This window comes from Rhodanobacter panaciterrae, assembly GCF_014651895.1.
GTDB classification, from domain to species: Bacteria; Pseudomonadota; Gammaproteobacteria; order Xanthomonadales; family Rhodanobacteraceae; genus Rhodanobacter; species Rhodanobacter panaciterrae.
Genome location: NZ_BMXT01000002.1, coordinates 384,833 through 406,287, shown reverse-complemented (window position 1 = coordinate 406,287; position 21,455 = coordinate 384,833). Strand labels below are relative to the sequence as shown.

Sequence of the window (21,455 nt, the reverse complement as noted above, 5' to 3'; positions counted from 1 at the left end):
GGGCCTCCATTTGGCGCTCATGCTTGGTGACGGCTAAACTCAGTCGTTGACTCGCCGTATCCCCGACGGCGGGAGTCCCCCTCAAGCCTGGCGCCGCAATGGCGCCGCGGAGAATCTTCATGGATCAGCTCGACGATATCCTCAACCAGGACATCGACCCCACCGAAACCCGCGAGTGGATCGACTCGCTCGATGCGGTGATCCAGCACGATGGCACCGAGCGTGCGCACTTCCTGCTCGAGCGCATGGTCGATTCGACCCGTCGTTCGGGCGGCTACCTGCCGTTCAATCCGACCACCGAATACGTCAACACGATTTCGCCCAGCCAGGAGGCCAAGAGCCCCGGCGATGCCGCGATGGAATGGCGCATCCGCACGTTGATCCGCTGGAATGCGATGGCGATGGTGGTGCGCGCGAACCGCAAGCCGGGCGAGCTGGGCGGCCATATCGCCAGCTTCGCGTCGAGCGCGACGCTGTACGACGTCGGTTTCAATCACTTCTGGCGTGCGCCGAGTGCGGACCATCCGGGCGATCTGGTCTTTCACCAGGGGCATTCCAGCCCGGGCGTCTACGCACGCTCGTTCCTCGAAGGCCGCATCGACGAGGAGCAGATGGATCTGTTCCGCATGGAAGTGGTCGGCAAGGGCCGCGCGCTGTCGTCGTATCCGCATCCGTGGCTGATGCCGGACTACTGGCAGGTGCCGACGGTGTCGATGGGTCTGGGTCCGATCCAGGCGATCTATCAGGCGCAGTTCTTCAAGTATCTGGAACACCGCGGCCTGATGCCGAAGAGCGACCGCAAGATATGGTGCTTCCTCGGCGACGGCGAAACCGACGAGCCGGAGTCGCTCGGCGCGATCTCGTTGGCTGGCCGCGAAGGCCTGGACAACCTGATCTTCGTGATCAACTGCAACCTGCAGCGGCTGGACGGCCCGGTGCGTGGCAACGGCAAGATCATCCAGGAACTGGAAGGTGTGTTCCGTGGCGCCGGCTGGAATGCGATCAAGCTGGCTTGGGGCAGCTACTGGGATCCGCTACTCGCGCGCGACACCAAGGGCGTGCTGCGCAAGCTGATGATGGAAACCGTCGATGGCGAATACCAAGCATGCAAGGCGTTCGGCGGCGCGTATACGCGCGAGCATTTCTTCGGCAAGTACCCGGAGACGCGCGAGATGGTCGCCAACTTGAGCGACGACGACATCTGGCGGCTGAACCGCGGCGGCCACGATCCGCACAAGGTCTACGCGGCCTACCACGCGGCGTCGAATACCAAGGGCATGCCGACAGTGATCCTGGCCAAGACGGTGAAGGGTTACGGCATGGGCGCGGCCGGCGAGTCGCAGAACCCGACCCACCAGCAGAAGAAGCTGGACGAGGAAGCGGTGCGGCATTTCCGCGACCGTTTCCAGATCCCGATCAGCGACGATAAGCTGAAGGACGTGCCGTACTACCACCCGGGCAAGGACTCGCCGGAAGTGCAGTACATGCTGGATCGGCGCAAGGCGCTCGGCGGCTTCCTGCCGCAGCGCCGGCGCAAGGCCGAGGCGAAGTTGAAGACGCCGGAGCTGGCCGCCTTCGAGCAGATCACCAAGGGTACCGGCGAGCGCGAAATCTCCACCACGATGGCGCTGGTGCGCGGCATCAACCTGCTGCTGCGCGACAAGCAGCTCGGCGAGCGCGTGGTGCCGATCGTCGCCGACGAGGCGCGCACGTTCGGCATGGAAGGCATGTTCCGCCAGATCGGCATCTATGCGCCGTTCGGCCAGAAGTACAGGCCGCAGGATTCCGACCAGCTGCTGTATTACCGCGAGGACCAGAAGGGCCAGGTGTTGCAGCAAGGCATCAGCGAGGCCGGCGGCATGGCCTCGTGGATGGCCGCGGCGACCAGCTATTCGATCAGCAACCAGGCGATGCTGCCGTTCTTCATCTACTACTCGATGTTCGGTTTCCAGCGCATCGGCGATCTGTGCTGGGCCGCGGGCGACATGCGCTCGCGCGGCTTCCTGATCGGCGGTACCGCCGGCCGCACCACGCTCAACGGCGAGGGCCTGCAGCATGAGGACGGCCATTCGCATCTGATGTCCGGCGCGATCCCGAACGTGAAGTCGTACGACCCGACGTTCTCGTACGAGGTCGCGGTGATCCTGCAGGACGGCACGCGCCGGATGATGCAGGAGCAGGAGGACATCTACTACTACATCACCGTGATGAACGAGAACTACAACCATCCCGACCTGCCGCAAGGTGTCGAGGACGGCATCATCAAGGGCATGTACCTGTTCAAGGATGGCGGCAAGCCGAAGAAGGGCGAGCCGCGCGTGCAGCTGCTCGGCTCGGGCACGATCCTGCGCGAAGTGATCGCGGCGGCCGAGCTGCTGGAGAAGGATTTCGGCGTGAAGTCCGACATCTGGTCGTGCCCCAGCTTCATCGAGCTGCGCCGCGACGGCTTCGATGCCGAGCGCTGGAATCGTCTGCATCCGGAAGCGGAGCAGCGCGTACCGTATGTCACCGGATTGCTCGACGGCCGTCAGGGTCCGGCCATTGCCGCCTCTGACTACGTGCGTGAATTCGCCGACCAGATCCGCGCGTTCATGCCCGATGGCATGCGCTACACCGTGCTCGGCACCGACGGCTTCGGTCGTTCGGATACGCGTGCGCATCTGCGCGACTTCTTCGAGGTCGACCGGTACTGGATCGCGCATGCCGCGCTGGCCGCACTGGCGAAGGACGGCAAGATGAATGCGAAGGATGTCAGTCGCGCGATCAAGGAATACAAGCTCGATCCGGACCGGCCCAATCCGATGGGTCAGTAAGTAGTCGGTCATGCGCAAGAAAAGCCCCGCTTCGGCGGGGTTTTTTTATGCCCGAACGGTTTTCTTCACCTCCGCTGCACCCGGCGCAGCGGTCAGCCGCTATATCCTGCAGGGCGTGGGGGAACCGGTGATGGACGGCGACGGCTTCGGTGATGCCCGCTATCGCGGGTGATTTCCGATAGTCATTCGACACATGAGGAATGACCATGCAAACCCTACGTCCGTACGTTTACCTCCTCGGCGGCGCCGTCACGCTGGCGCTGGCCGGCTGCCACACGGAGGCCCCACAACCGACTCCGTTGCCACCGGAGCCACAAGTGGCGCCCGCCGCCATGCCGGCGCAGCAGCAGAGCCTGTCGGCCGATGCGCTGTTCGCGTTCGGCAAGGGGCGGCTGAGATCCGCCGACAATACCGAGCTGGACGCGCTGGCCGACAAGCTGAAGGCCGCAGCGCAGATCGACTCGGTGCAGGTGCTGGGCTACACCGACCGGATCGGCAGCGAGCAGGCCAACCGGAAGCTTTCCGCGCAACGCGCCGAGGCGGTACGCGATTACCTGGTGACGCATGGCGTGCCGGCCGGGGTGATTCAGACTGAAGGCCGTGGAGCGACCAATCCCGTGGTCGACTGCCCGGATCAGAAGGGCACGAGGCTGATCGCCTGCCTGGCGCCGAATCGTCGCGTCGTCATCAACACCACCATGAGCGACGCCGGCAGTGCAGCACCTGTCGCCATCGCGCCGGGCAGACGCAGCGTGACCCGCACGGTATGGATCGGCTCGCACACGGTGCCCTGCGACGACTCCTCGGGTTACTGCTACCGCGTGCGCGAGAGCGAGAACGGCCCGTGGAGGAACTGGCATGGTCGCATCCAGGGCTTCAACTATGTCGAGGGCAACGACTACGAGCTGGTCGTCAAGGCGTATCGCTCGGACGTGAAAATGGATAACCCGTCCAAGGACCCGGGCTCCCGCTACGTGTTCTCCGGCGCCGACGGCCCGTTCGTGGTGTGGGTGCTCGACCACGTGGTGAGCGAGCAGCCGCACACTGGTCGCTGAGCTGTCGCGCTGAAGTGGACTTTCCACGATCGATGAGCCGTTTCGTCAGCACAAACGGAAAGGCCGGACGATCACTCGTCCGGCCTTTCTGCGTTGATGCATGGCGCCTACTCGTCGTCGCTGCGAAACGCGCGGCGCAACAACAGGAATGCACCGATGGTGCCGGCGACGATCGCCACCGTGGCGGCTGGATGGCGGTTGACCTGACGACGCAACCGGCGGTAGTGGTAATTCGCCTCGTCGGCAAAATCCTCGGCAGCCTGGGTCAACTGCTGGCCGTACTGCTTGCTGCTTCTGCCGAAGCGCTCGTTGATGCGGCGACGGCCACGCTCGAGCAGGCTCTGCGCAGTGCTGGCAGCGCCGTCAGCGTAATGGCGCGCACGTTCGCCGGCGTGGTCGGCGGTGTCGCGGATCTGGCGTTCGATATCACGGTTGCGCATGGCGTTCTCCATTGGCTCAGATGTCACAGGCTGCCAGTGGCGTCGTGAGCGACGCGTAAACAGCGATGCCTGCAGCACTGAACCGTTCAGCCCAGCCGGTATTCGCCACCCTGCTGCAGGGCACGCTGATACGCCGGTCGTGCATGGATGCGTTGCAGGAACGCCGACAAGCGCGGGTAGCCGGCGTCCAGTCCTCCGCGTGCCGCGAAGGCTTCGAGTGGAAAGCTCAGCTGGATGTCGGCCGCACTGAACGCGTCGCCGGCAAACCATTCGCTTTTGCCCAGCTCACCTTCCAGATAATCCAGGTGCAGCTTGAGTTGTGGATCGACAAAGCTGCTCATCACCTTGTGTGCGATGCCCTTGGCAATCGGCTTCACGAAGAACGGCGCGGGTGCGCTCTCGACTTTGCGGAACACCAGCTTCAGCAGCAGCGGCGGCATCGCCGAGCCCTCGGCGTAATGCAGCCAGTAGTTGCAGCGCAGCCGTTCCGGCGTGCCGGGCGTGGGGATCAGCATGCCGGCGCCGTAGCGGTCGGCGAGGTATTCGATGATCGCGCCGGATTCGGCCAGGGTGAGCTCGCCATCGGTGATCACCGGTGACTTGCCCAGCGGATGCACCGCGCGCAATTCCGGCGGTGCCAGCATGGTTTTCGGATCGCGCTGGTAGCGCTTGATCTCGTACGGCACGCCGAGCTCTTCCAGCAGCCACAGGATGCGCTGCGAGCGCGAATTGTTCAGATGGTGAACGGTGATCATGAGGCGCTCCGTGGTGCAACGGGAAAGGATTGGCGATCGATGGATCAGTAAATCTCGCCCACACAGCAGCGCAAGCTACCGCCGGCTTTCTCGATCTCGCTCAGGTCCACCGCGCCGACCGCAAAACCGTAGCCGCTCAGCGCCTCGATCTGCTCGTCGGTCAGCGAGGAGACGGCGCAGGCGCTCATCCACACGCGCTCGTCGGACAGGGTGATCGCATTGCCGGCATACGCCTGCTTCTGTGCCGGAGTCAGCCAGATCGCGCGGTCGCCGTAGGCCTTGGCGATTGCCTGCGGCACGGCCGGGTCGCGGAAGCCATCGGCGGCGATGATCGCGGCGCGGCTGGCCAGCAGGGCCAGCACTACATTGGTGTGGTATTCGAATTCGGCCAGCTCGAAACAGAACGTCAGGCGCAGATCGAACGCCTGGTGCATCGCGTGCGCGCCGGCCAGGTCGCAGCGTTCGCTGAGGCCGCAGTAACCGACGCCGCGCACACGATCGATGATCAGCGAGCCGGTCAGTTCGGCGACCAGATCCTCGCAGCCGGACAGGTCGATCTCGTCGTAGCCCAGTACGTCGCCGAAGAAGTTGCGGATGTCGGTGCGCTCGGCTTCGCGCTGACGCACGGCGTGACGCATGCGGCCGATGATCAGCCGGCCGGGCGCGGTGCCGAACACGTTGTTGGGAAATACCGCGTCGGGCGTGGCCGGATTGCCGGGAAACGTGATCACCGGGCAGTCGCCGCGCAAGGCCTGCGCCAGTGCGCTGTGCTGGGCCAGCGCCTTCAACGGATCGACCGTGAGGCTCATGTCCATGTAGCGGTTGTCGCGCGCCGATTCCGTCGCCAGCGTGAACTCGGCCGGGGCGACCAGATACGCCGCCCGCGCGGTGGCCGCGGCATCCGGCAACGGGGCCAGCGCGGCATAGGCTTCGAGGAATTCGCTCGGCGACGTGGTGATCACGGTACGGCTCCGGATGGCGGCAGACACGCACGGTGCCGTGCGGCTGGAACGTCAGAGAATATCTGCTGCCGGCTGCTCTGGCGCAGCCGCCGCCACATGCAGCTGCTGGCGCCGGCGCAGACTCGGGAACATCCCCATCCACAGGCCGACCACCACCAGCGTACCGATGCCGCCGATCACCGTGGCACCCACCGCACCCAGCCACGCGGCGAGCATGCCCGACTCGAATTCGCCGAGCTGGTTGGAGGTGTTGATGAAGATCGCATTCACTGCGCTGACCCGGCCGCGCATGTCGTCCGGCGTATCCAGCTGCACCAGTGCGCCGCGGATCACCATGCTGACCATGTCAAACGCACCCAGCGCGAACAGCGCGATCAGCGACAACCACAACGTGGTGGACACCGCGAATACCAGCGTCGCCGCGCCGAAGCCGGCGACCGAAGCAAACATGATCGCGCCGACCCGCCGCTGCATGCTGTGCCGCGCCAGCCACACCGACATCAGCAACGCGCCGACCGCCGGCGCCGCGCGCAGCAGGCCCAGCCCCCATGGGCCGGTATGCAGGATGTCCTTCGCGAAGATCGGCAACAGCGCAGTGGCGCCGCCCAGCAGTACGGCGAACAGATCCAGCGAGATCACGCCAAGTACGTCCTTGCGCTCGCGGATGAAATGCACGCCGGCGAACAGCGTCTTCAATGTGGCCGGTTCGCGCTTCGGCGGTGCCTGCTCGTAGCGCAGCCGGGCCATCAGCACCACCGAGACCAGATACAACGCACCGCAGACGGAATACACCACGCCCGGGCCGGCGACGTACAGCAAACCGCCCAGCGCCGGGCCCATGATCATCGCCGCCTGTCCGGCCGACGCGTTCACCGCCATCGCCCGCGGCAGGATCTCCGCCGGTACCAGCGCCGGCAGCATCGACTGCAGCGCCGGAAATTCGAACGCCTTGGCGATACCGATCACGAACACCAGCAGCAGGATGCCAATCTCGTGGATGCCGTGCGCGAGACTCAAGCCAGCCAGCACGGCGATCGCGATCCATTCCACGATCTGCCCGAACAGCACGATGCGCCTCCGCTCGAACTGGTCGGCGACATGCCCGGCCGGCAACGCCAGCAGCACCGACGGCACGAACTGCACCAGTCCGATCAGTCCGAGGTCGAATGCGCGGCCGGTGATCGCGTAGATCTGCCAGCCCACCGCCACCGACAGCATCTGGAAGCCGAAACCGGAGGCGATCCGGGCGAACCAGAACGCGACAAACGCATGGTGTTGGCGCAGCGAGCCCGCTGTCGGCGAAGTGGCAGATGGCATCGGGTGTCCTTGCGGGGCGGCCATTATCCGGCTGCCGCGACCACCGGCAAAGTGCCGGGGGGCGCACCGGTCATTCAGCTGCCAGACGGGCGAATTGACGCGATCTTACCGGGACGCCGACTACGGTCAGGGTTCACCGAATCGTGCGGGGGTGAGTTTCATGGGCAGCCAGGCGCAACACGTCTATACCGATCAGGCCAGCATCCGCAAGCTTGAATCGTTGATCGATCAGCTGCCGGCCCATGGTCATGTGGTGCTGGTCATGCAGGATGGCTGCAGTTGCGATGGTGTGGTCAGCGCGCGGCCGAACATGCAGATGTGTCGAGACACCGACCAACATGAAGGGCTCAACGCCCAGGTGAAGCTGCAACGCCCAGACGTGCCGGAGTGGAACCGGCGCGTCTGGCTGGATCAGGTCGCTCGGGTCGAGCATCTCTGGGTTTGATCATGGCGAGTGGAGGCTGAGCTCAGGCGAGATCATCGGCCAACCGTTGCGGAGCTGTTGTTGCGACAGACCGTGAAGGCAATGCATCCAGTCCGAACAACGGTCGCAGCCAGCACGTGCGGCGTATCACGAACTCATGCAGCACTGCGCAGCCGCCGATCGTGCCGAGCAGAATCAGCGCCGGCTCGGCGACAGGCCCCAAACCCAGCGGCAGCAACTGCCAGGCGAAGAACAGCAACAGACTCTGGTGCAGCACGTACCACGGATAGACCGCCTCGCGCGCATACGGCAGCCAGCGGAACGGACGGTTGAGCAGCGCGTGTCCCCAGCCGAGGATGGCGGCAATCGCGATCCAGGTGTAGCTGTAGTGCAGCCAGACCGTGAGCAGCTTGACGACGATGACGGCCGCCCGCGCGTGGATGAACTGACCGGCGAACCGGTCGAGGCACAGATACGCCGCGAAGCAGGCCAGCGCCAGCGGCAGCGTGACGCGCCGCAGGCGCGCCAGTTCGGCCCACAGGCCGTCATCGGTACCCAGCAGGTAGCCGTAGAAAAACATCGTGGCGTACAGCGCCAGCGCGTACCAGTCGCCGACCAGCGCGTGCGTTTCCGGATAACGCCAGGACAGCAGCACGCCATACGCGAACAGCGGCAGCACCGGATGGACTAGCAGACTCGCGCCGCGCAGCCGCAGGCAAGCCGCGCGCAGGCGCTGGCCGAGACGCGATTCCAGCAGCGGCAGCAACGGCAACAGCAACATCGTGAAGAGCCACAGATAGGGCAGATACCACAGGTGTTCCCAAGTCAGCCCGTAATCCTTGTAGCCATGCGTCCAGTAATGCAGCAGGAATGTCCCGAAACCTGGCTCGATCGCATGATCGGCCAGCCCGCCCACATACGGCTGGATCGGAATCACCACCAGCATGCCGAACACCAGCGGCAGCAACAGTCGCACTGTCCGCTTCCATGCCAGGCCGGGCAAGCCGATCTTGCCCCGCATGAAATGCACGGCCAGCCCCGAGATCAGGAACAGCAACTCCATCCGCCAGCGATTGAGGAACAGCATCGGGTATTGCAGCCATTCGGCCAAGTGGCTGCTCTTGAGCGTGAAACCCCAGTCGCTGGTGGGTGCCACATAGATCATGCCGGCGTGATAGAGGATCAGCAGACCGAAGGCGAGGACGCGCAGTGCGTCGATATCGTGGCGGCGGTTCATGGTGGGAACTCCGTGGGAAGTGCCGACATGCTCGACTTGCATCGCCCCGCCGTCCCGCGCCAAGTGACTGATGGACCGGCGATAGTGACGAACGGTGGGCTGACGGGGACGAGTTTCGGGGCAATCCGCGGCGCTGCCCGTAGAATCCCGGCCATGACGGATCAAGCGACTTTCGATTACCGGGACTTCCTGCGCTGGCGACGGCCGGTCGAGGTGGGCTTCTGGCTGGCGCTGTACGGCATCAACGCCACCTTCAACAGCATGACCTCGGCGATCGATCATCCCGGGCTGCCCGCCTGGCAGCCGTGGTCGTGGGAGTGGAGCAGCGCGCTGGTATCCCTGGCCCTGCTGCCGCTGGCGATCGTCGCCGCGCGACGCTGGCCGTTTCGTTTCGACACGTGGCGGCGCAGCCTGCCGGCGCATCTGCTGGTCAGCGTGCTGTTCAGCCTGATCCACGTCGTCGGTATGGTCGCGCTGCGCAAGCTGGCCTATGGCGTGGCGGGGGAGCACTACGATTTCGGCGCGTGGTGGATCAATGCCGGTTACGAATACCTGAAGGACGTGCGCAGCTATGCGTCGATCATCACCACGCTGACGCTGTACCGGCTGTGGCTGCTGCGCCTGCAGGGCGAGGCGCGACTGCTGACCGCGCCGGACGAGGGTTTGCCGGCCGAGCCGCTGGAGCGGCCCGAGCGGTTCCTGGTGCGCAAGCTGGGGCGGGAGTTCCTGATCAATGCCAGCGAGATCGAATGGCTGCAGGCGTCGGGCAACTACGTGAACCTGCATGTGCATGGGCGTGACTACCCGTTGCGCGCCACGATGGCCGGGATCGATGATCGGCTGGACCCGGCGCGCTTCGTGCGTGTGCATCGCAGCTATTTCATCAACCTCGACTACCTCGCCGAGATCGAGCCGCTGGAGACCGGCGATGCCCGGCTGCAGATGCGCGACAGCGTGAAAATTCCCTGCAGCCGGCGTTACCGGGCCGCACTGCGCGAACGTTTCGGCCAGCCGGACTGAATCCGGCCGGTTGCGTGGTGGCGGCCGATCGTTCCAAGCTAGCCGCCTGTCCCTTTGGTAGGTCGCCCATGAAGTCCGCCTTTTCCCATTACGCCGCGATGGCTTGCTGTGCGGCCGCGCTGCTCGCCGGATGCTCGCAGCAGAGCGGCGCGCCGGCGCCGGATGCGTCACAACAACAAGCCCAGCAAACCCAGGCCGGCGATGCGGCGCGCAACCTCGACACCTACCGTCAGCTGCTGCGCATCCAAAACGACGAGATGGCGGTGACGATGGGTCAGGACATCGTCAAACGGTTCCCCAACAGTGATGCCGCAAAGGAAGTGCAGCAGACCTTGCCGGAAATCGAGAAGCGCTATAGCGAAGCCAGCGAGAAGAACCGGTTGGCGAGCCTCTGGCTGTACCAGGTCTCGCCGATGGCCGGCGGCACGCAGTCCACCGCCACCATCGCCAACAATCGCGTGCAGCTGGTGCTGCGCCGGCACACCAGCTGGGGCCAGAGCGTGTTCCTGTATGGCAGCAAGCCCGGCTTCGTCTGTCACGGCAACTGCGCCATCGCCAGCACGGTCGATGGCAAGCCGATGCGCATCATGGCGTTCGCGCCGCCCACGGGCGAGCCGGCGTTGATGATCCGCGACGACAAGGCGTTCATCGCAATGTTGCAGAAGGCGAAGAAGATCACGCTGGACGTGACCCTGGCCGATGGCGAGAAGAAACAGACTCTGGTCTATGAGGTCGGCGGTTTCGATCCCGCCAAGTGGGTTGGCGTTGGCAAGCAGGGCAAGAAGTAGTTTCGGTGCACCGGAAGGTGGCTCGCGCGTTATGTATGTATCCCTCCGATGGAGTTTGATGCCATGTCGATGATCCGCATATTGTTGGCGACGACGTTGGCAACGCTGCTCGCCGCCTGTGCCAGTGCGCCCTATGCGCAACGCACCAGCGAACGCCAGGCCGCGTATGCGGCGGCGGCCGGTGCACCGGTGCGCCACTTCCGCTTCTTCTCGCTGTATTCGTGGGAGCCGTTGAGCGACAGCCAGCTGGCCGTCTATACGAAGCCCAACGAAGCATGGCTGCTGGATCTTGGCGGTGACTGCCAGGATCTGGCTTTCGTCAACAGCATCGGGCTCACCTCGAACCTCAACCAGGTCATGGTGGGGTTCGATCGGGTGCTCACTGGCCGGCGCAACTTCCCGTGCACCATTTCGCAGATCCGCCCGGTCGATGTGAAAAGCCTGAAGGCCGTGCAGCAGCAACAGCGGCAGATCAAGAGCGAGCCGCGCAGCACCGACAAGGAAGCCACGGCGCAGTGACCGTGGCGCTCCCCGACGATCTCGGGGGAGCGCTCAGTGCAGGAACAGTTTTTCGGTGATCCGCGCCAGTGGCTTTTCCAGCGCATTCTGCAGCCGGGCCGGCAGATCCAGCGGCTTGAGCAGCATCTTCACCGTCATGCCGGCCGGAATATGCCGGCGCAACAGGCCTTGCGCGCGATCACTGATGCGGCGGAACTCGATCTCGTTGCCCAGGTGCTGCGGGTAGCACTGGTTGAACACGTGGCGCAGCGCGATGTCGCTGTCCTCGCTCTTGACCTCGTTGACCCGACGCAGGATCGCACGGAACACCTTGTAGCGGCCAAAACCCTCGCGTTCCCGATACAGCCGGTAGTGCTGGTAGAAGTGCTTGTAGTGGCGCACTTCGTCGCTCTTGATGTGGTTGGTCAGCTGCTTCAGCACCGGCTCGTCGGTGATCTCGTTGAGCGCGCGATACAGGCTGGCCGTGCCGGTTTCCACCACGCAGCGGGCGGCCAGTTCCAGGCCGCGGCAAGGTTCGAGCTGCTCAGCCGTGCACACCGCGCCGTACTCGTTCCAGAACGCCTGGAAGCCCTTGTCCCAGTCGAACTCCGGCCAGACTTTTTTGACGTAGGCAGCCAGTGCGCGGCCATGTTGCAGTTCCTCGTGCTCCCAGTGCTGGCTGAGCCAGGTCTGCAGTTCCTGGTCGCCGGCGAAATGGTCGATCAGATTCTGCGTGTACAGATCCGAGCCGCTCTCGACGAACGACGAACTGCACAGCAGGAAGAACAGATCCTCGTTGTGGCGTATGCGCGCCACCTCGATGTTGTCGAGGTCGAGACTTTCCAGGGTCCAGGGCAGGGCAGTGGAATAATTCAAGCGAATTTCCTGTGCGGCAACGCATGCGACGCGAATCGGCGGGTACGTCTGCATGACGAAAAGATGACACAGGATACGGCCTGAGCGCGGTATCGGATTAACGCTACCCGACTTGCGGTTCAGTGATGCGGAGTGTTGCCGCGTTTCAGCGCACCACCGTCACCGGCACGTGGGCGCGTGCCAGCACGTTGCCGGATACCGAACCCAGCAGCCAGCGCGCCAGCGCGCCGCGTTCGGTGTGGCCGATCACGATGTGATCCACCGCGTGCTGATCGATCTGGCCCAGCAGCACATCGCCGGGACTGCCGTGGATCAACTCGACATCGACCAGGGTGGCGGCATCCGGCACGATCGCGGTCAGCTCGTCGAGCAGTTCCTGCACGCGCTGGGTGCCGGAGTCGGCCATCATCAGGGCACAGGCGTCGGCGCCGCCTTCGGTGACCTGCAGCACCGATACCACACGCACCCGGCCGTGGCTGCAACGGGCCAGATCGATGGCGAACTGGAACGCGCGGCGCGAGGCATCGGAGCCGTCGTAACCGACCAATGAATACTTGACCATGGTTCTCCTTCGCTGCAGTCCGGCATCAAGGCCACGCCGAAGTCTAGGCAGGGTTTCTGCCATGCCACAACCCTCGGCATGGCTTGCACGATACCGCCCTGCCGGCCAACGACAGTCTGCGCGACAGCTTGTTAGCGAAGCATCAAGCCGGCGAACCTGAACGGTCAGTCACGCGCCTGCACACCCTTGTCACGCGGTCATGCACACGATTCAACCACCACGCAGCGGCTTGCCGATCTTTCGATGGCATCCCGACCCTGCGCAGGCAAAGAATCCGACCCCGCACAACCCAAGGAGATGACAATGATCAAGCGTACTTTTGGAATGGCTGCCCTGGTAATGGCCTGCGCGGGCGCAATGACCGTGCTGCCGACGAGCAACGCACAGGCCGCCGAGGCTTCGGTGAAATGCGATCTCGCATACAACCTGTCCGGCTGGTCGCTGATCTACAAGCATGCCGAAGGCCATGGCACGATCACCTGTGACAACGGCCAGCGCGCCAACGTGAAGATTGTGGTGGTCGGTGGCGGCCTCACCGCCGGCAAGTACCACATCGACAACGGCAAGGGCGAGATCAGCAAGGTGCATGGCCTTGCCGACGTGTACGGCGACTACGCGCAGGCCGGCGCCGAGGCCGGTGTGGTGAAGAGCGGCAGCGCGCAGGTGCTGACCAAGGGCACCACCTCGCTGGCGCTGTCCGGTACCGGCGAAGGCGTCAACCTGGGTGTCTCGGTGGGCAAGTTCACCATCAGCCCGCGTTGATCGCGACAGGTCAGTAGTTTGTCCCGAAGGGCGCCGCATGGCGCCCTTCGCTTTTATGAGCGCGTAAACTGCGACGGATATTTACTCCTTGTTTCTTTCCCGTCGGAGCCGTCGTCATGCGTCGCTTTTACCGTGTGCTCGTGTTGAACCTGTTGTGTGCATTGGTTGCACCGGTGAGTGATCCGGTCACCTTGCAGGCGGTGCTTTGATGCTGTCGACGGCACGCACCGACATGCCGCCGACGCGGCGGTTTTCGGTATGGATGATCGGCGTGTGGATCGTGCTGCTGTTCGCCGCGATGGGTGCTGTGCAATACCTGCAGCATGCCGAATACGCCTATCTGCTGGCGGCGTTGCTGATCTTCGTGGTGTGCGCCGGCTGCATCCTGCGGCTGGCCTGGGCGCGGTCGAGCATGCAGGTGCTTGCCGTGTTGCTGGCGCTATGGACTCTGGTCAGCGGTGTACTGATGCTGCAGCAATGGGGCGATTTCGAAACCGCCCGGCAGCATGCACTCGCCATGCCGCCGCAGCTGGGCGACATCGCGCTGTGGACGATCGCGCGAGCGCAACGGACCTGGCAGGTCGGGCTGGTACTCAAGGCGCTCGCGATACCGCTGCTGCTGTGGCTGGCCTGGCAACTCGGTCGGCCGGCGATACGCGTGCAGTTCAAGCCTCGGCGTTGAGCGGGGCAGTTCAGCAGCGGTTGCGACGGCATCGGCTATCGCTGACGGGTCTGTGTCTCCAAGGAATTGTTCATGCACCTGTCGCGATGGCTGTTACTGCTCATGTTGCCGTTCACCGGTTCGTTACTGCATGCGCAGGATTTGGCGACAACTTGCCATGCCAGCAGCAGCTATGACGTCACCCTGAAAACCGACAGCCTGCTGTTCGACCGGGCGGCGCCAGCGCCGTTTCATGTCGAGCTGCAGCAAGGTGTGCTGCGTACCGATGGCACGGCGGTACGCCTGAATGCGGAAGATCAGGATCGGTTGGCGCTGTTCGAGCGCGCACTGCGCGCACTGGCGCCGCGGGTGCGCACGGTGGCGCAGAACGGGGTGGACATGGCGGTGCAGGGCATGCGCGCCGAGGCCAGTGATATGGGACTGGGTGCCGATACTCGCGCCGAATTCGACCGTCGGCTGAGCGCGCACGCCAGCGAGCTCAAGCGGCGCATCGCGGTCAGCCGCAGCACCCATGACTGGCAAGGCGATGCCACCGATCAGGCCATGCAGCAGATCGGCGCCGACCTGTTGCCCTTGCTGGCGTCAGATCTGGGCCAGCAGGCGATCAATGCGGCGCTGGCCGGCGACATGGATACCGCGGCCACTCTGCGTGACCGTGCGGCGGATCTCGCCACTGAGCTGCAGCCACGCATGCAGCGGCGCATGCAGGCCTTGCGCCCGCAGATCGAGGCGCTGTGTCCGTCGATCCAGCGGCTTGCCGAGTTGCAGCAAGGCGTGCGTGGCAGCAACGGCCAACCGTTGAACCTGCTGCAGCTGGGGCAATGAACGCGGTCGATCCCGGTGTGCCCCACCGCGAGCTGACTGCGATCCGGCAAATTGGCCAGGTTAATCTCCCGCTAAGTGGGCAAGGACGACGATAGCGCCGTGTTCCACTGAGTTATCCAGCAGGAGCGGCCATGCCGCCGTACGTCGCACCGTCCACCTGCAATGCTCTGATCCGCCGCAGCATCGACCTGCGACGGCTGTATCGGCATGCCGCGAAGGCGTGCGAGCCGGGCTTGCGTGTGGTGTTGAATGAGAATGTGCAGACACTGGATCTGCTGATCGCCGACCTGCAGGCACAACTGCGCGCCAGCGATAGCAAGCCGAGCGAACACGGAACCTGGCGCGGCGCCGCCCACCGCCATCTGGCCGGCTGGCTGGTACACGCCGCCAGTCGGCGTGACAGCGCCTGGATTCGCGCGCTGGCGCATCATGAAAGCGCGTTGCTGCATGCGTTCGAGCAGGCGATTGCGGTCGAACCGGCAGAATCGGCACTCGCCTTGCGCCGGCAGCTGCCACGCCTGCACGGCATCCATCTGGACATGCATAGCCTGGTCGGTAGCGCACGTTACTAGGAGCTGGGATGCCCGTTGCCGCGCATGAGGTGCTGGATTTCTGGTTTGCCGAAACGAGCGCCGCGCACTGGTTTGTTGCCGATGCGGCGTTCGATGCACAGATACGCGAGCGCTTCGGCAGCACGGTGGATGCTGCAGCGGATGGACGGCTGGATCACTGGGCGGTCAGCCCATGGGGGTGGCTGGCGCTCTTGCTCCTGCTGGACCAGTTTCCGCGCAACCTCCATCGCGGTGATTCGCGCGCATGGGCCCAGGACGCCAGCGCACAGCGTGTCGCTTTGTCAGGTGTTGCCCGTGGTCATGACCGGCAATTGCTGCCACTGCAGCGCGTGTTCGCCTACCTGCCGCTGGAGCATGCCGAGGACATGGGCTTGCAGCGCCAATCGGTGGCATTGTTCGAGACGCTTTGTGCGGAGGTGCCGACGCTACAGCGTGAACGCTTCGAGGAATTTCTCGATTATGCTCGGCGGCATCACGACGTGATCGCGTGCTTTGGCCGCTTTCCACACCGCAACGCCGTGCTTGGTCGCACCAGTACACCGGAAGAAATGATCCATCTGGCCCAGCCGGGTTCCGGCTTCTGAATGACAGGGAGAGCGATATGCGCCGTCTGCTGCTGGTTCCGCTGCTGGCCCTCAGCCTGAATGTCTTTGCCAGCGACACCTTGCGTGTCGGCCAGCAGGTCTTGTCGGTCGGCGATACCGCCGTCCGCACGATCGACCTGCTGGGCACGCCGGCCTACAAGGAGCCGGTGGAGAACACCTTCGGCGCGTATCGGGGCGAACGCTGGCAATACCGTCGCGATCAGGGTCATGTGGTAGTCGTGACGATCATCGCCGGCAAGGTCGCGGCGATCGAGGATCACACCGAAAATCACGGCTGAGTTTTGCCGGCGCAGCGGAAAGGATTTCCGGATTTCATCAGACAGGGAGCAGGTCATGCGTATTCGTCTCATCGTCGCCTTGTGTGTTTTCAGTGCTGTCGCGCACGCGTCCACCACCTTGCGCGTGGGCAACCAGGTACTCACCGCCGGCGACAGCCGCGAGCGCGTCACCGAGCTGCTGGGCAAGCCATCGTCAAAATCGCACAAGCGCAGCACACGCAGTCACGGTAGTCGGAGCAGTCGTCGCGGCGGTGTTCGCGTGTCGAGCAAGGATCAGGGCGGCGAGCAATGGCGTTACCGTCGCGACGGTCATGTCACCGTGGTGACGATCGTCGACGGCCGGGTCAGCGACATCGAGGATGAGCGGCTCTGATCGCAAGCTGCTTCGCTGCATCGAAAGCCGTACGAATCGCCAACGAGCTTTCCTGCTTCTTGCTGTTAGGCTGATCCCCGATTTTCTGCGGGAGACGAAGCCATGCTCGATATTTCCGTCACGCCGATAGCGGCCGCCGCGACGACCCACGATGTTTCCGCCTACACCGATCAGGCGGTACAGCTCGGGTTGCACTTGGTTGGCGCCTTGCTGGTGCTGCTGGTCGGCATGTGGATCGCGCGTCGGCTGGCGAATTTTGCGCAGCGTGCGCTGGGTCGGGCGCGCTTCGACTCCACGCTCAGCGGCTTCCTGCGCAACCTGATCTATGGCGTGCTGGTCGTTCTGCTGGTGGTCACCGCGTTGAGCGTGCTGGGCGTGCCGTCGGCACCGATGGTCGCCGCGCTCGGTACCGCCGGACTGGCGATCGGACTGGCGTTGCAGGGCTCGCTCAGCAACCTGGCCTGGGGCGTTCTGCTGGCGGTGTTCCAGCCGTTTCGCGTCGGCGATTACGTCAGCGCAGGCGGCGTCGAAGGCACGGTGGAAAGTCTCAATCTCTTGCACACCCTGCTGATCCTGCCGGACAACCGCGAGGCGATCGTACCGAACGGCAAGATCGGTAGTGACGCCATCGTCAACTTCAACCGGCGTGGCATGCGACGCTTCGAGCTGAAGTTCGGTATTGCCTATCGCGACGATGTGGACAAGGTGATCGCCACGATCATGCAGCTGATCGCGGCGGACCAGCGCATCCTGAAAGCTCCGGCGCCGGGCGTGTGGATTGAAAGCCTGGCCAGTCAGTCCGTGAACCTGGTGCTGCGCGGCTGGACCAGCAACGGCGACAACTGGAGCGTGCAGGCCGACCTTCTGCGTGCGATCAAGCAGCAGAGCGACGCCCGGCAGATCAGCGTGCCGGTGGGGCCGCAGGAGATCACGCTGGTGCGGGGCGCACCGGCGATCTCACCGAAAGCCGACTGACTCTACTGCACCGTCACCGCACGGCGGTTGTCGCTGGAGACCTTGTCGATCAGCTCGTTGTAGGGATCGATGCCGGCCTGTGCAGGCACGCTGTCGACGGTCACGGTGATTGTGCTGTCACCGTCCGGCAGCAGGCGCTTTTCCAGGTACAGCGGCTTGCCGTCCTTGCCTGCATCGGTGGAGGCGGCGAATACGCCGATGTCGATCGGGATATCCGGCTTCGCCGCGGTTTCCTTGCCGGTGCCGTCGACGTAGACCTTGCTGGCGTGCACCTTCATGGTGACTTCGTACTTGCCGTTCGGCAGCTTCTTCGCGGTGGCGTCGGTGATGCGGTTGTCGAACAGGGTGATTTTCCAGAAGAAGTCGTCGAGCAGCCCCTTCCATTTTGGATCGACGGCTTTCGGCAGCGCGTCCATGAATTCCTGCGAGGTGGTGTACGGCGGCTGCTGGAAACCCTTGTCGAGCAGGAACTGCTTCAGCATCGCGTCGAGCTTGTCCTCGCCGATGTAATCCTGCAGCGCGTAGAACACCAGCGAACCTTTCCTGTAATGGATGTATGACTGGTCCTCCACCTTCGCCAGCGGTTCCTCGGCCAGCTTCTCGGTCGCGCGTCCCGTCAGATAGCCGTCCAGTTCGTATTTCAGAAACTTGTGCATCTGGTCGGCGCCGTACTTGTGCTTCATCACCATCAGCGCGGAGTACTGCGACAGCGATTCGCTGAGCATGGTCGAGCCTTGCATGTTCGCGCCGATCACCCGGTGCGCCCACCACTGATGCGCCACTTCGTGCGCGGTGACGTAGTAGGGGTAGTCGATCCTGGACGGATCGCGCAGATCGGCGATGAAGCCGATCGATTCGGAGAACGGGATGGTGTTGGCGAACGACTGCGCAAGGCTTGTGTAGTTCGGAAACTCCAGGATGCGCAGCTGATGGAACTGGTACGGCGTGAAATGAGCGTCGTAGTAGTCGAGCGAATCCTTCACGCCCTGAATCATCCGGTCCACATTCCATGCATGCGCCGGGTTGTAGTACACCGAAATATCCACGCCCTTCCACGTCTCGCGCTTCACGGCGTAACGCGCCGACAGGTACGAGAAGAACGGCAGCATCGGCTGGTCCATGCCGCCTTGAGTCATCGTGTAATGGAAATAATGCCGGCCGTTCGCCGTCCATTCCTTCTGCAGATAGCCGGGCGCCACCGCGATCTGGTCGGCGGCGGTGGAGACGGTGGTATCGAAGCTGATCCAGTCCGCGTCGTTGCTGATGTAGGTGTTTGCGCGCGCCTTCTCGTCGCCGAGCTTCGGCATCCGCGGTACGTCGGCGCTGAGGCCGTACTTGCGGCGGTCATTGCGGTCGGTGATCTGCGCCTGCGTCTGGTAGCCGAACTGCGGCATCACGGTGTTGTTGAAGAATGTGCCGTTATACGCAAGGAAGCTGCCGTCCGGGCTGTTGGTGAAACCCTTCGGTGCGTATTCCAGCGTGAACGCGAAATCCATCGATGCGCCCGGTGCCAGCGGTGTCTTCAGCCGGTAGATGGTGTAGCCGAGCTCCTTGTCCGCGCTGACCGTGTCGTGCGGCGCGAACGTCAGCGACTTCAGCGTGAAACCGTCGGTGTAGTTCACGTGCAGATCGCTGATCGGTGCGGTGGTCTTGTTGACCAGCGTGTAGTGGCCGCGGATATCCAGCCTGCGCTGGTACGGATGGATGTCGACGTCCGCCTTCACCGCCGTGATGCGTGGCTGCGGCAGATCCTTGTACTTCGCGTACTTCTTCTCGTAATCGGCGTGCTGTTTCGTCTGGGTGGCGCTGCTCTGGTAGTGGTTGAACACGTTGGTGTTGTAGTAGATCCAGCTGCCGCTGCCGATGAAGGCGAGAAGGCCGAGCGCCAGTGTGATCTTCGCCGGTGCGTGCAGGCGCGCACGCGCTTCGCGCAGCCGGTCATGCCAGGCATGGTCGGTGCCGCGCACCCAGAACAGCGCGGCCAGCACCAGCAGCACGACGGCGCAGCTGGCCCAGTAGAAGTCGAACCACAGCGCGCCTTTCAGGAAATGGCCGAAGCCGTTCATGTCCGAATACGGCACCTCGGGCGCGCTGCCGTAGTTGTACAGATTCTGTTCCCAGTGCAGCAGGTCGAAACCGATCCTGCTCAGCAGCAGCCACACGATGGTCAGCAGATAGCCGAGGAACTTGTTGTTCGACAGCACCTGCAGGAACAGCGCCAGCACCGCCAGCAGCACGAACGGGATCGTATCCAGTGCCAGCGTTGCCAGATACAGGCCCGGCTCCAGATGGGTATAGCTATGCGCGATCTGCCAGCCGATGCCGACCAGCGAGCCGACCGACAGGAACACCACGATCACCGCCAGCAGGGCGCCGAATTTCGCTGCCAGCAGGATCCAGTCCGGCAGCGGGAACGCGTCGGTGACTTCGGCCGAACGCTGGCTGCGCTCACGCCATACCAGCTCGCCGGCGTAGAACGTGACGATGATGTACAACAGCCAGCGGAACGTGATCTGCAGGATCTCGAGTACCTGGTGCGTGACCGGCCAGGTGGCGGTGCCGTAGATCTTTCCGGACAGCGCCAGGGTAAAGACCAGGTTGACCAGTCCAAACACCAGCATGATCAGGAACGGCACGCCCCACAGCACGCCGGCCGTATCGAACGTCCATTGCTTACGCAGTTGCAACAGGTGCGCGCGCAGGTCGTCGCCGATGCGCACGTTCGGCAGCGTCAGTGCCGCCGTCGGTGGCCGCAGGATCGGTGGCTCGGCGCGTGGCTTGCTTCGCCCCGGCAGTCGCAGGCCGTCGCGGTTGGTGCGGAACAAGACGAACGCCGCGCCGAACAGCAGCAGGCTCACGGCCGACCATAGCAGTCGGTTGAACAACAGGACGCCGCTCAAGCTCGGCAACTGGTGATTGAGCTGGTCGGCCGACCAGTAGCGGGTGACGATGGCCAGCGTGCGCGCACCGAAGGGATCGAACAGTGCCGCGACGAAGTGGTTGTTGACGTCCTGGGTGAGCAGGCTGGTAATCGACTGCAGCACCAGATACGCGATCACGCCGATGTAGGTGGCCAACAGCGAACGCGTGACGGTGGCCAGCAGGAACAGCAATGCGGCGACGAACAGCATGTCCGGCAACACCATCGTGCCGAAGCTCCAGACATAGGCATGCCAGTCGAACGGGCCCAGTCGTGCCGAGTCGACCCACGGCATCAGTCCGCCGAGCGCAATGCCCAGCGCGCAGATCAGCATGATCGCCAATATCGCCAAATACGCCGCCGCAAAGCGGCCCCCTAGGTAGGCGACTTTGCTCATCGGCGTAGTGAAGAGCAGCTCGGCAGTGCGCTGCTCGAAATCCCGCAGCGCAGCGGTGGCGATGAAGACAGCAACCAGGAACAGGCTGAGCCGGCTGAAGATGGTCAGCAGTTGCACGACCACCATCGGTGCATTGCGCAACACGTTGCCACTGGCACCACCGATCACGATCGCATCGGTGCTGGCCACGGTGAGCGCGATCGCGCCGAACGCCAGGGCGATGATCCAGAACAGCGGTGCACGGACCTGCTGGCGCCATTCAAAACGAAGTATTTCGAAAAACATGCGGTCCGTTCCCTGCGTCGAAGTCGTGGTGGCC

Annotated in this window: 23 protein-coding genes; 15 read left to right on the top strand and 8 right to left on the bottom strand. The window is 64.0% G+C overall.

What is annotated here, in order from left to right; all coding sequences use genetic code 11:
- Positions 1-119: 119 nt before the first annotated feature.
- Genes aceE through IE071_RS11285 form a run of 3 tightly spaced genes read left to right on the top strand, consistent with a single transcriptional unit; the run spans position 120 to position 3,868 of the window.
- Entirely contained in the window at positions 120-2,813 is a 2,694-nt protein-coding gene (aceE, locus tag IE071_RS11295; protein WP_189441300.1) for a pyruvate dehydrogenase (acetyl-transferring), homodimeric type, read from the top strand.
- Between the two features lie 10 nt (positions 2,814-2,823).
- Positions 2,824-2,985 (top strand): hypothetical protein, encoded by a 162-nt coding sequence (locus tag IE071_RS11290; protein ID WP_189441299.1) that lies wholly within the window; start codon positions 2,824-2,826, stop codon positions 2,983-2,985.
- Between the two features lie 34 nt (positions 2,986-3,019).
- Entirely contained in the window at positions 3,020-3,868 is an 849-nt protein-coding gene (locus IE071_RS11285; protein ID WP_189441298.1) for an OmpA family protein, read from the top strand.
- A gap of 107 nt (positions 3,869-3,975) precedes the next feature.
- On the opposite strand, the gene IE071_RS11280 is transcribed toward IE071_RS11285, so the two are convergent.
- The 4 genes from IE071_RS11280 to IE071_RS11265 all read right to left on the bottom strand — a co-directional run bounded on the left by IE071_RS11280 (position 3,976) and on the right by IE071_RS11265 (position 7,342).
- A complete protein-coding gene (locus IE071_RS11280) occupies positions 3,976-4,308 on the bottom strand; it encodes a hypothetical protein (RefSeq protein WP_189441297.1) in 333 nt (110 codons plus the stop codon).
- 86 nt (positions 4,309-4,394) lie between these two features.
- Positions 4,395-5,063, bottom strand: coding sequence for a glutathione S-transferase family protein (locus tag IE071_RS11275; protein WP_189441296.1), 669 nt, complete (start codon positions 5,061-5,063; stop codon positions 4,395-4,397).
- Positions 5,064-5,107: 44 nt separating this feature from the next.
- Positions 5,108-6,025, bottom strand: coding sequence for an arginine deiminase-related protein (locus IE071_RS11270; RefSeq protein WP_189441295.1), 918 nt, complete (start codon positions 6,023-6,025; stop codon positions 5,108-5,110).
- Positions 6,026-6,076: 51 nt separating this feature from the next.
- Positions 6,077-7,342 carry an MFS transporter gene (locus IE071_RS11265; protein WP_189441294.1) on the bottom strand — a complete coding sequence of 422 codons (1,266 nt, stop codon included), beginning with the start codon at positions 7,340-7,342 and terminating at the stop codon, positions 6,077-6,079.
- A 94-nt stretch (positions 7,343-7,436) separates the two neighbouring features.
- Between IE071_RS11265 and IE071_RS11260 the strand changes: the two genes are divergently transcribed.
- Positions 7,437-7,787 carry a DUF3247 family protein gene (locus IE071_RS11260; protein WP_229792867.1) on the top strand — a complete coding sequence of 117 codons (351 nt, stop codon included), beginning with the start codon at positions 7,437-7,439 and terminating at the stop codon, positions 7,785-7,787.
- 22 nt (positions 7,788-7,809) lie between these two features.
- On the opposite strand, the gene IE071_RS11255 is transcribed toward IE071_RS11260, so the two are convergent.
- A complete protein-coding gene (locus tag IE071_RS11255) occupies positions 7,810-9,003 on the bottom strand; it encodes an acyltransferase family protein (protein WP_189441293.1) in 1,194 nt (397 codons plus the stop codon).
- A gap of 153 nt (positions 9,004-9,156) precedes the next feature.
- Between IE071_RS11255 and IE071_RS11250 the strand changes: the two genes are divergently transcribed.
- The 3 genes from IE071_RS11250 to IE071_RS11240 all read left to right on the top strand — a co-directional run bounded on the left by IE071_RS11250 (position 9,157) and on the right by IE071_RS11240 (position 11,330).
- A complete protein-coding gene (locus IE071_RS11250) occupies positions 9,157-10,023 on the top strand; it encodes a LytTR family DNA-binding domain-containing protein (RefSeq protein ID WP_189441292.1) in 867 nt (288 codons plus the stop codon).
- A 68-nt stretch (positions 10,024-10,091) separates the two neighbouring features.
- Positions 10,092-10,811 (top strand): hypothetical protein, encoded by a 720-nt coding sequence (locus IE071_RS11245; RefSeq protein ID WP_189441291.1) that lies wholly within the window; start codon positions 10,092-10,094, stop codon positions 10,809-10,811.
- 63 nt (positions 10,812-10,874) lie between these two features.
- Positions 10,875-11,330, top strand: coding sequence for a DUF6491 family protein (locus IE071_RS11240; RefSeq protein ID WP_189441290.1), 456 nt, complete (start codon positions 10,875-10,877; stop codon positions 11,328-11,330).
- Positions 11,331-11,363: 33 nt separating this feature from the next.
- On the opposite strand, the gene IE071_RS11235 is transcribed toward IE071_RS11240, so the two are convergent.
- Both IE071_RS11235 and IE071_RS11230 read right to left on the bottom strand, forming a co-directional pair.
- Positions 11,364-12,185 (bottom strand): ferritin-like domain-containing protein, encoded by an 822-nt coding sequence (locus IE071_RS11235; protein WP_189441289.1) that lies wholly within the window; start codon positions 12,183-12,185, stop codon positions 11,364-11,366.
- Positions 12,186-12,330: 145 nt separating this feature from the next.
- Positions 12,331-12,747: a universal stress protein gene (locus IE071_RS11230; RefSeq protein ID WP_189441288.1), complete on the bottom strand. Its 417-nt coding sequence runs from the start codon at positions 12,745-12,747 to the stop codon at positions 12,331-12,333.
- 303 nt (positions 12,748-13,050) lie between these two features.
- On the opposite strand from IE071_RS11230, the gene IE071_RS11225 reads away from it, so the two are divergent.
- From IE071_RS11225 to IE071_RS11190, 8 genes are all read left to right on the top strand, one after another.
- Positions 13,051-13,509, top strand: coding sequence for a hypothetical protein (locus IE071_RS11225; protein WP_189441287.1), 459 nt, complete (start codon positions 13,051-13,053; stop codon positions 13,507-13,509).
- A gap of 208 nt (positions 13,510-13,717) precedes the next feature.
- Positions 13,718-14,191: a hypothetical protein gene (locus tag IE071_RS11220; protein WP_189441286.1), complete on the top strand. Its 474-nt coding sequence runs from the start codon at positions 13,718-13,720 to the stop codon at positions 14,189-14,191.
- A 72-nt stretch (positions 14,192-14,263) separates the two neighbouring features.
- Entirely contained in the window at positions 14,264-15,016 is a 753-nt protein-coding gene (locus IE071_RS11215) for a DUF2884 family protein (RefSeq protein WP_189441285.1), read from the top strand.
- A gap of 131 nt (positions 15,017-15,147) precedes the next feature.
- The gene (locus tag IE071_RS11210) at positions 15,148-15,588 is read left to right on the top strand and encodes a DUF2383 domain-containing protein (protein ID WP_189441284.1); all 441 of its coding nucleotides are present in this window, start codon (positions 15,148-15,150) and stop codon (positions 15,586-15,588) included.
- Between the two features lie 8 nt (positions 15,589-15,596).
- The gene (locus tag IE071_RS11205; RefSeq protein WP_189441283.1) at positions 15,597-16,172 is read left to right on the top strand and encodes a DUF924 family protein; all 576 of its coding nucleotides are present in this window, start codon (positions 15,597-15,599) and stop codon (positions 16,170-16,172) included.
- A gap of 17 nt (positions 16,173-16,189) precedes the next feature.
- The gene (locus IE071_RS11200) at positions 16,190-16,471 is read left to right on the top strand and encodes a DUF2845 domain-containing protein (protein WP_189441282.1); all 282 of its coding nucleotides are present in this window, start codon (positions 16,190-16,192) and stop codon (positions 16,469-16,471) included.
- A gap of 55 nt (positions 16,472-16,526) precedes the next feature.
- Positions 16,527-16,844, top strand: coding sequence for a DUF2845 domain-containing protein (locus IE071_RS11195; RefSeq protein ID WP_189441281.1), 318 nt, complete (start codon positions 16,527-16,529; stop codon positions 16,842-16,844).
- A 102-nt stretch (positions 16,845-16,946) separates the two neighbouring features.
- Positions 16,947-17,819, top strand: a complete 873-nt coding sequence (locus IE071_RS11190) for a mechanosensitive ion channel family protein (RefSeq protein WP_189441280.1) — start codon at positions 16,947-16,949, stop codon at positions 17,817-17,819.
- A gap of 2 nt (positions 17,820-17,821) precedes the next feature.
- On the opposite strand, the gene IE071_RS11185 is transcribed toward IE071_RS11190, so the two are convergent.
- Positions 17,822-21,421: an ABC transporter permease/M1 family aminopeptidase gene (locus tag IE071_RS11185; protein ID WP_189441279.1), complete on the bottom strand. Its 3,600-nt coding sequence runs from the start codon at positions 21,419-21,421 to the stop codon at positions 17,822-17,824.
- Positions 21,422-21,455 lie beyond the last annotated feature (34 nt).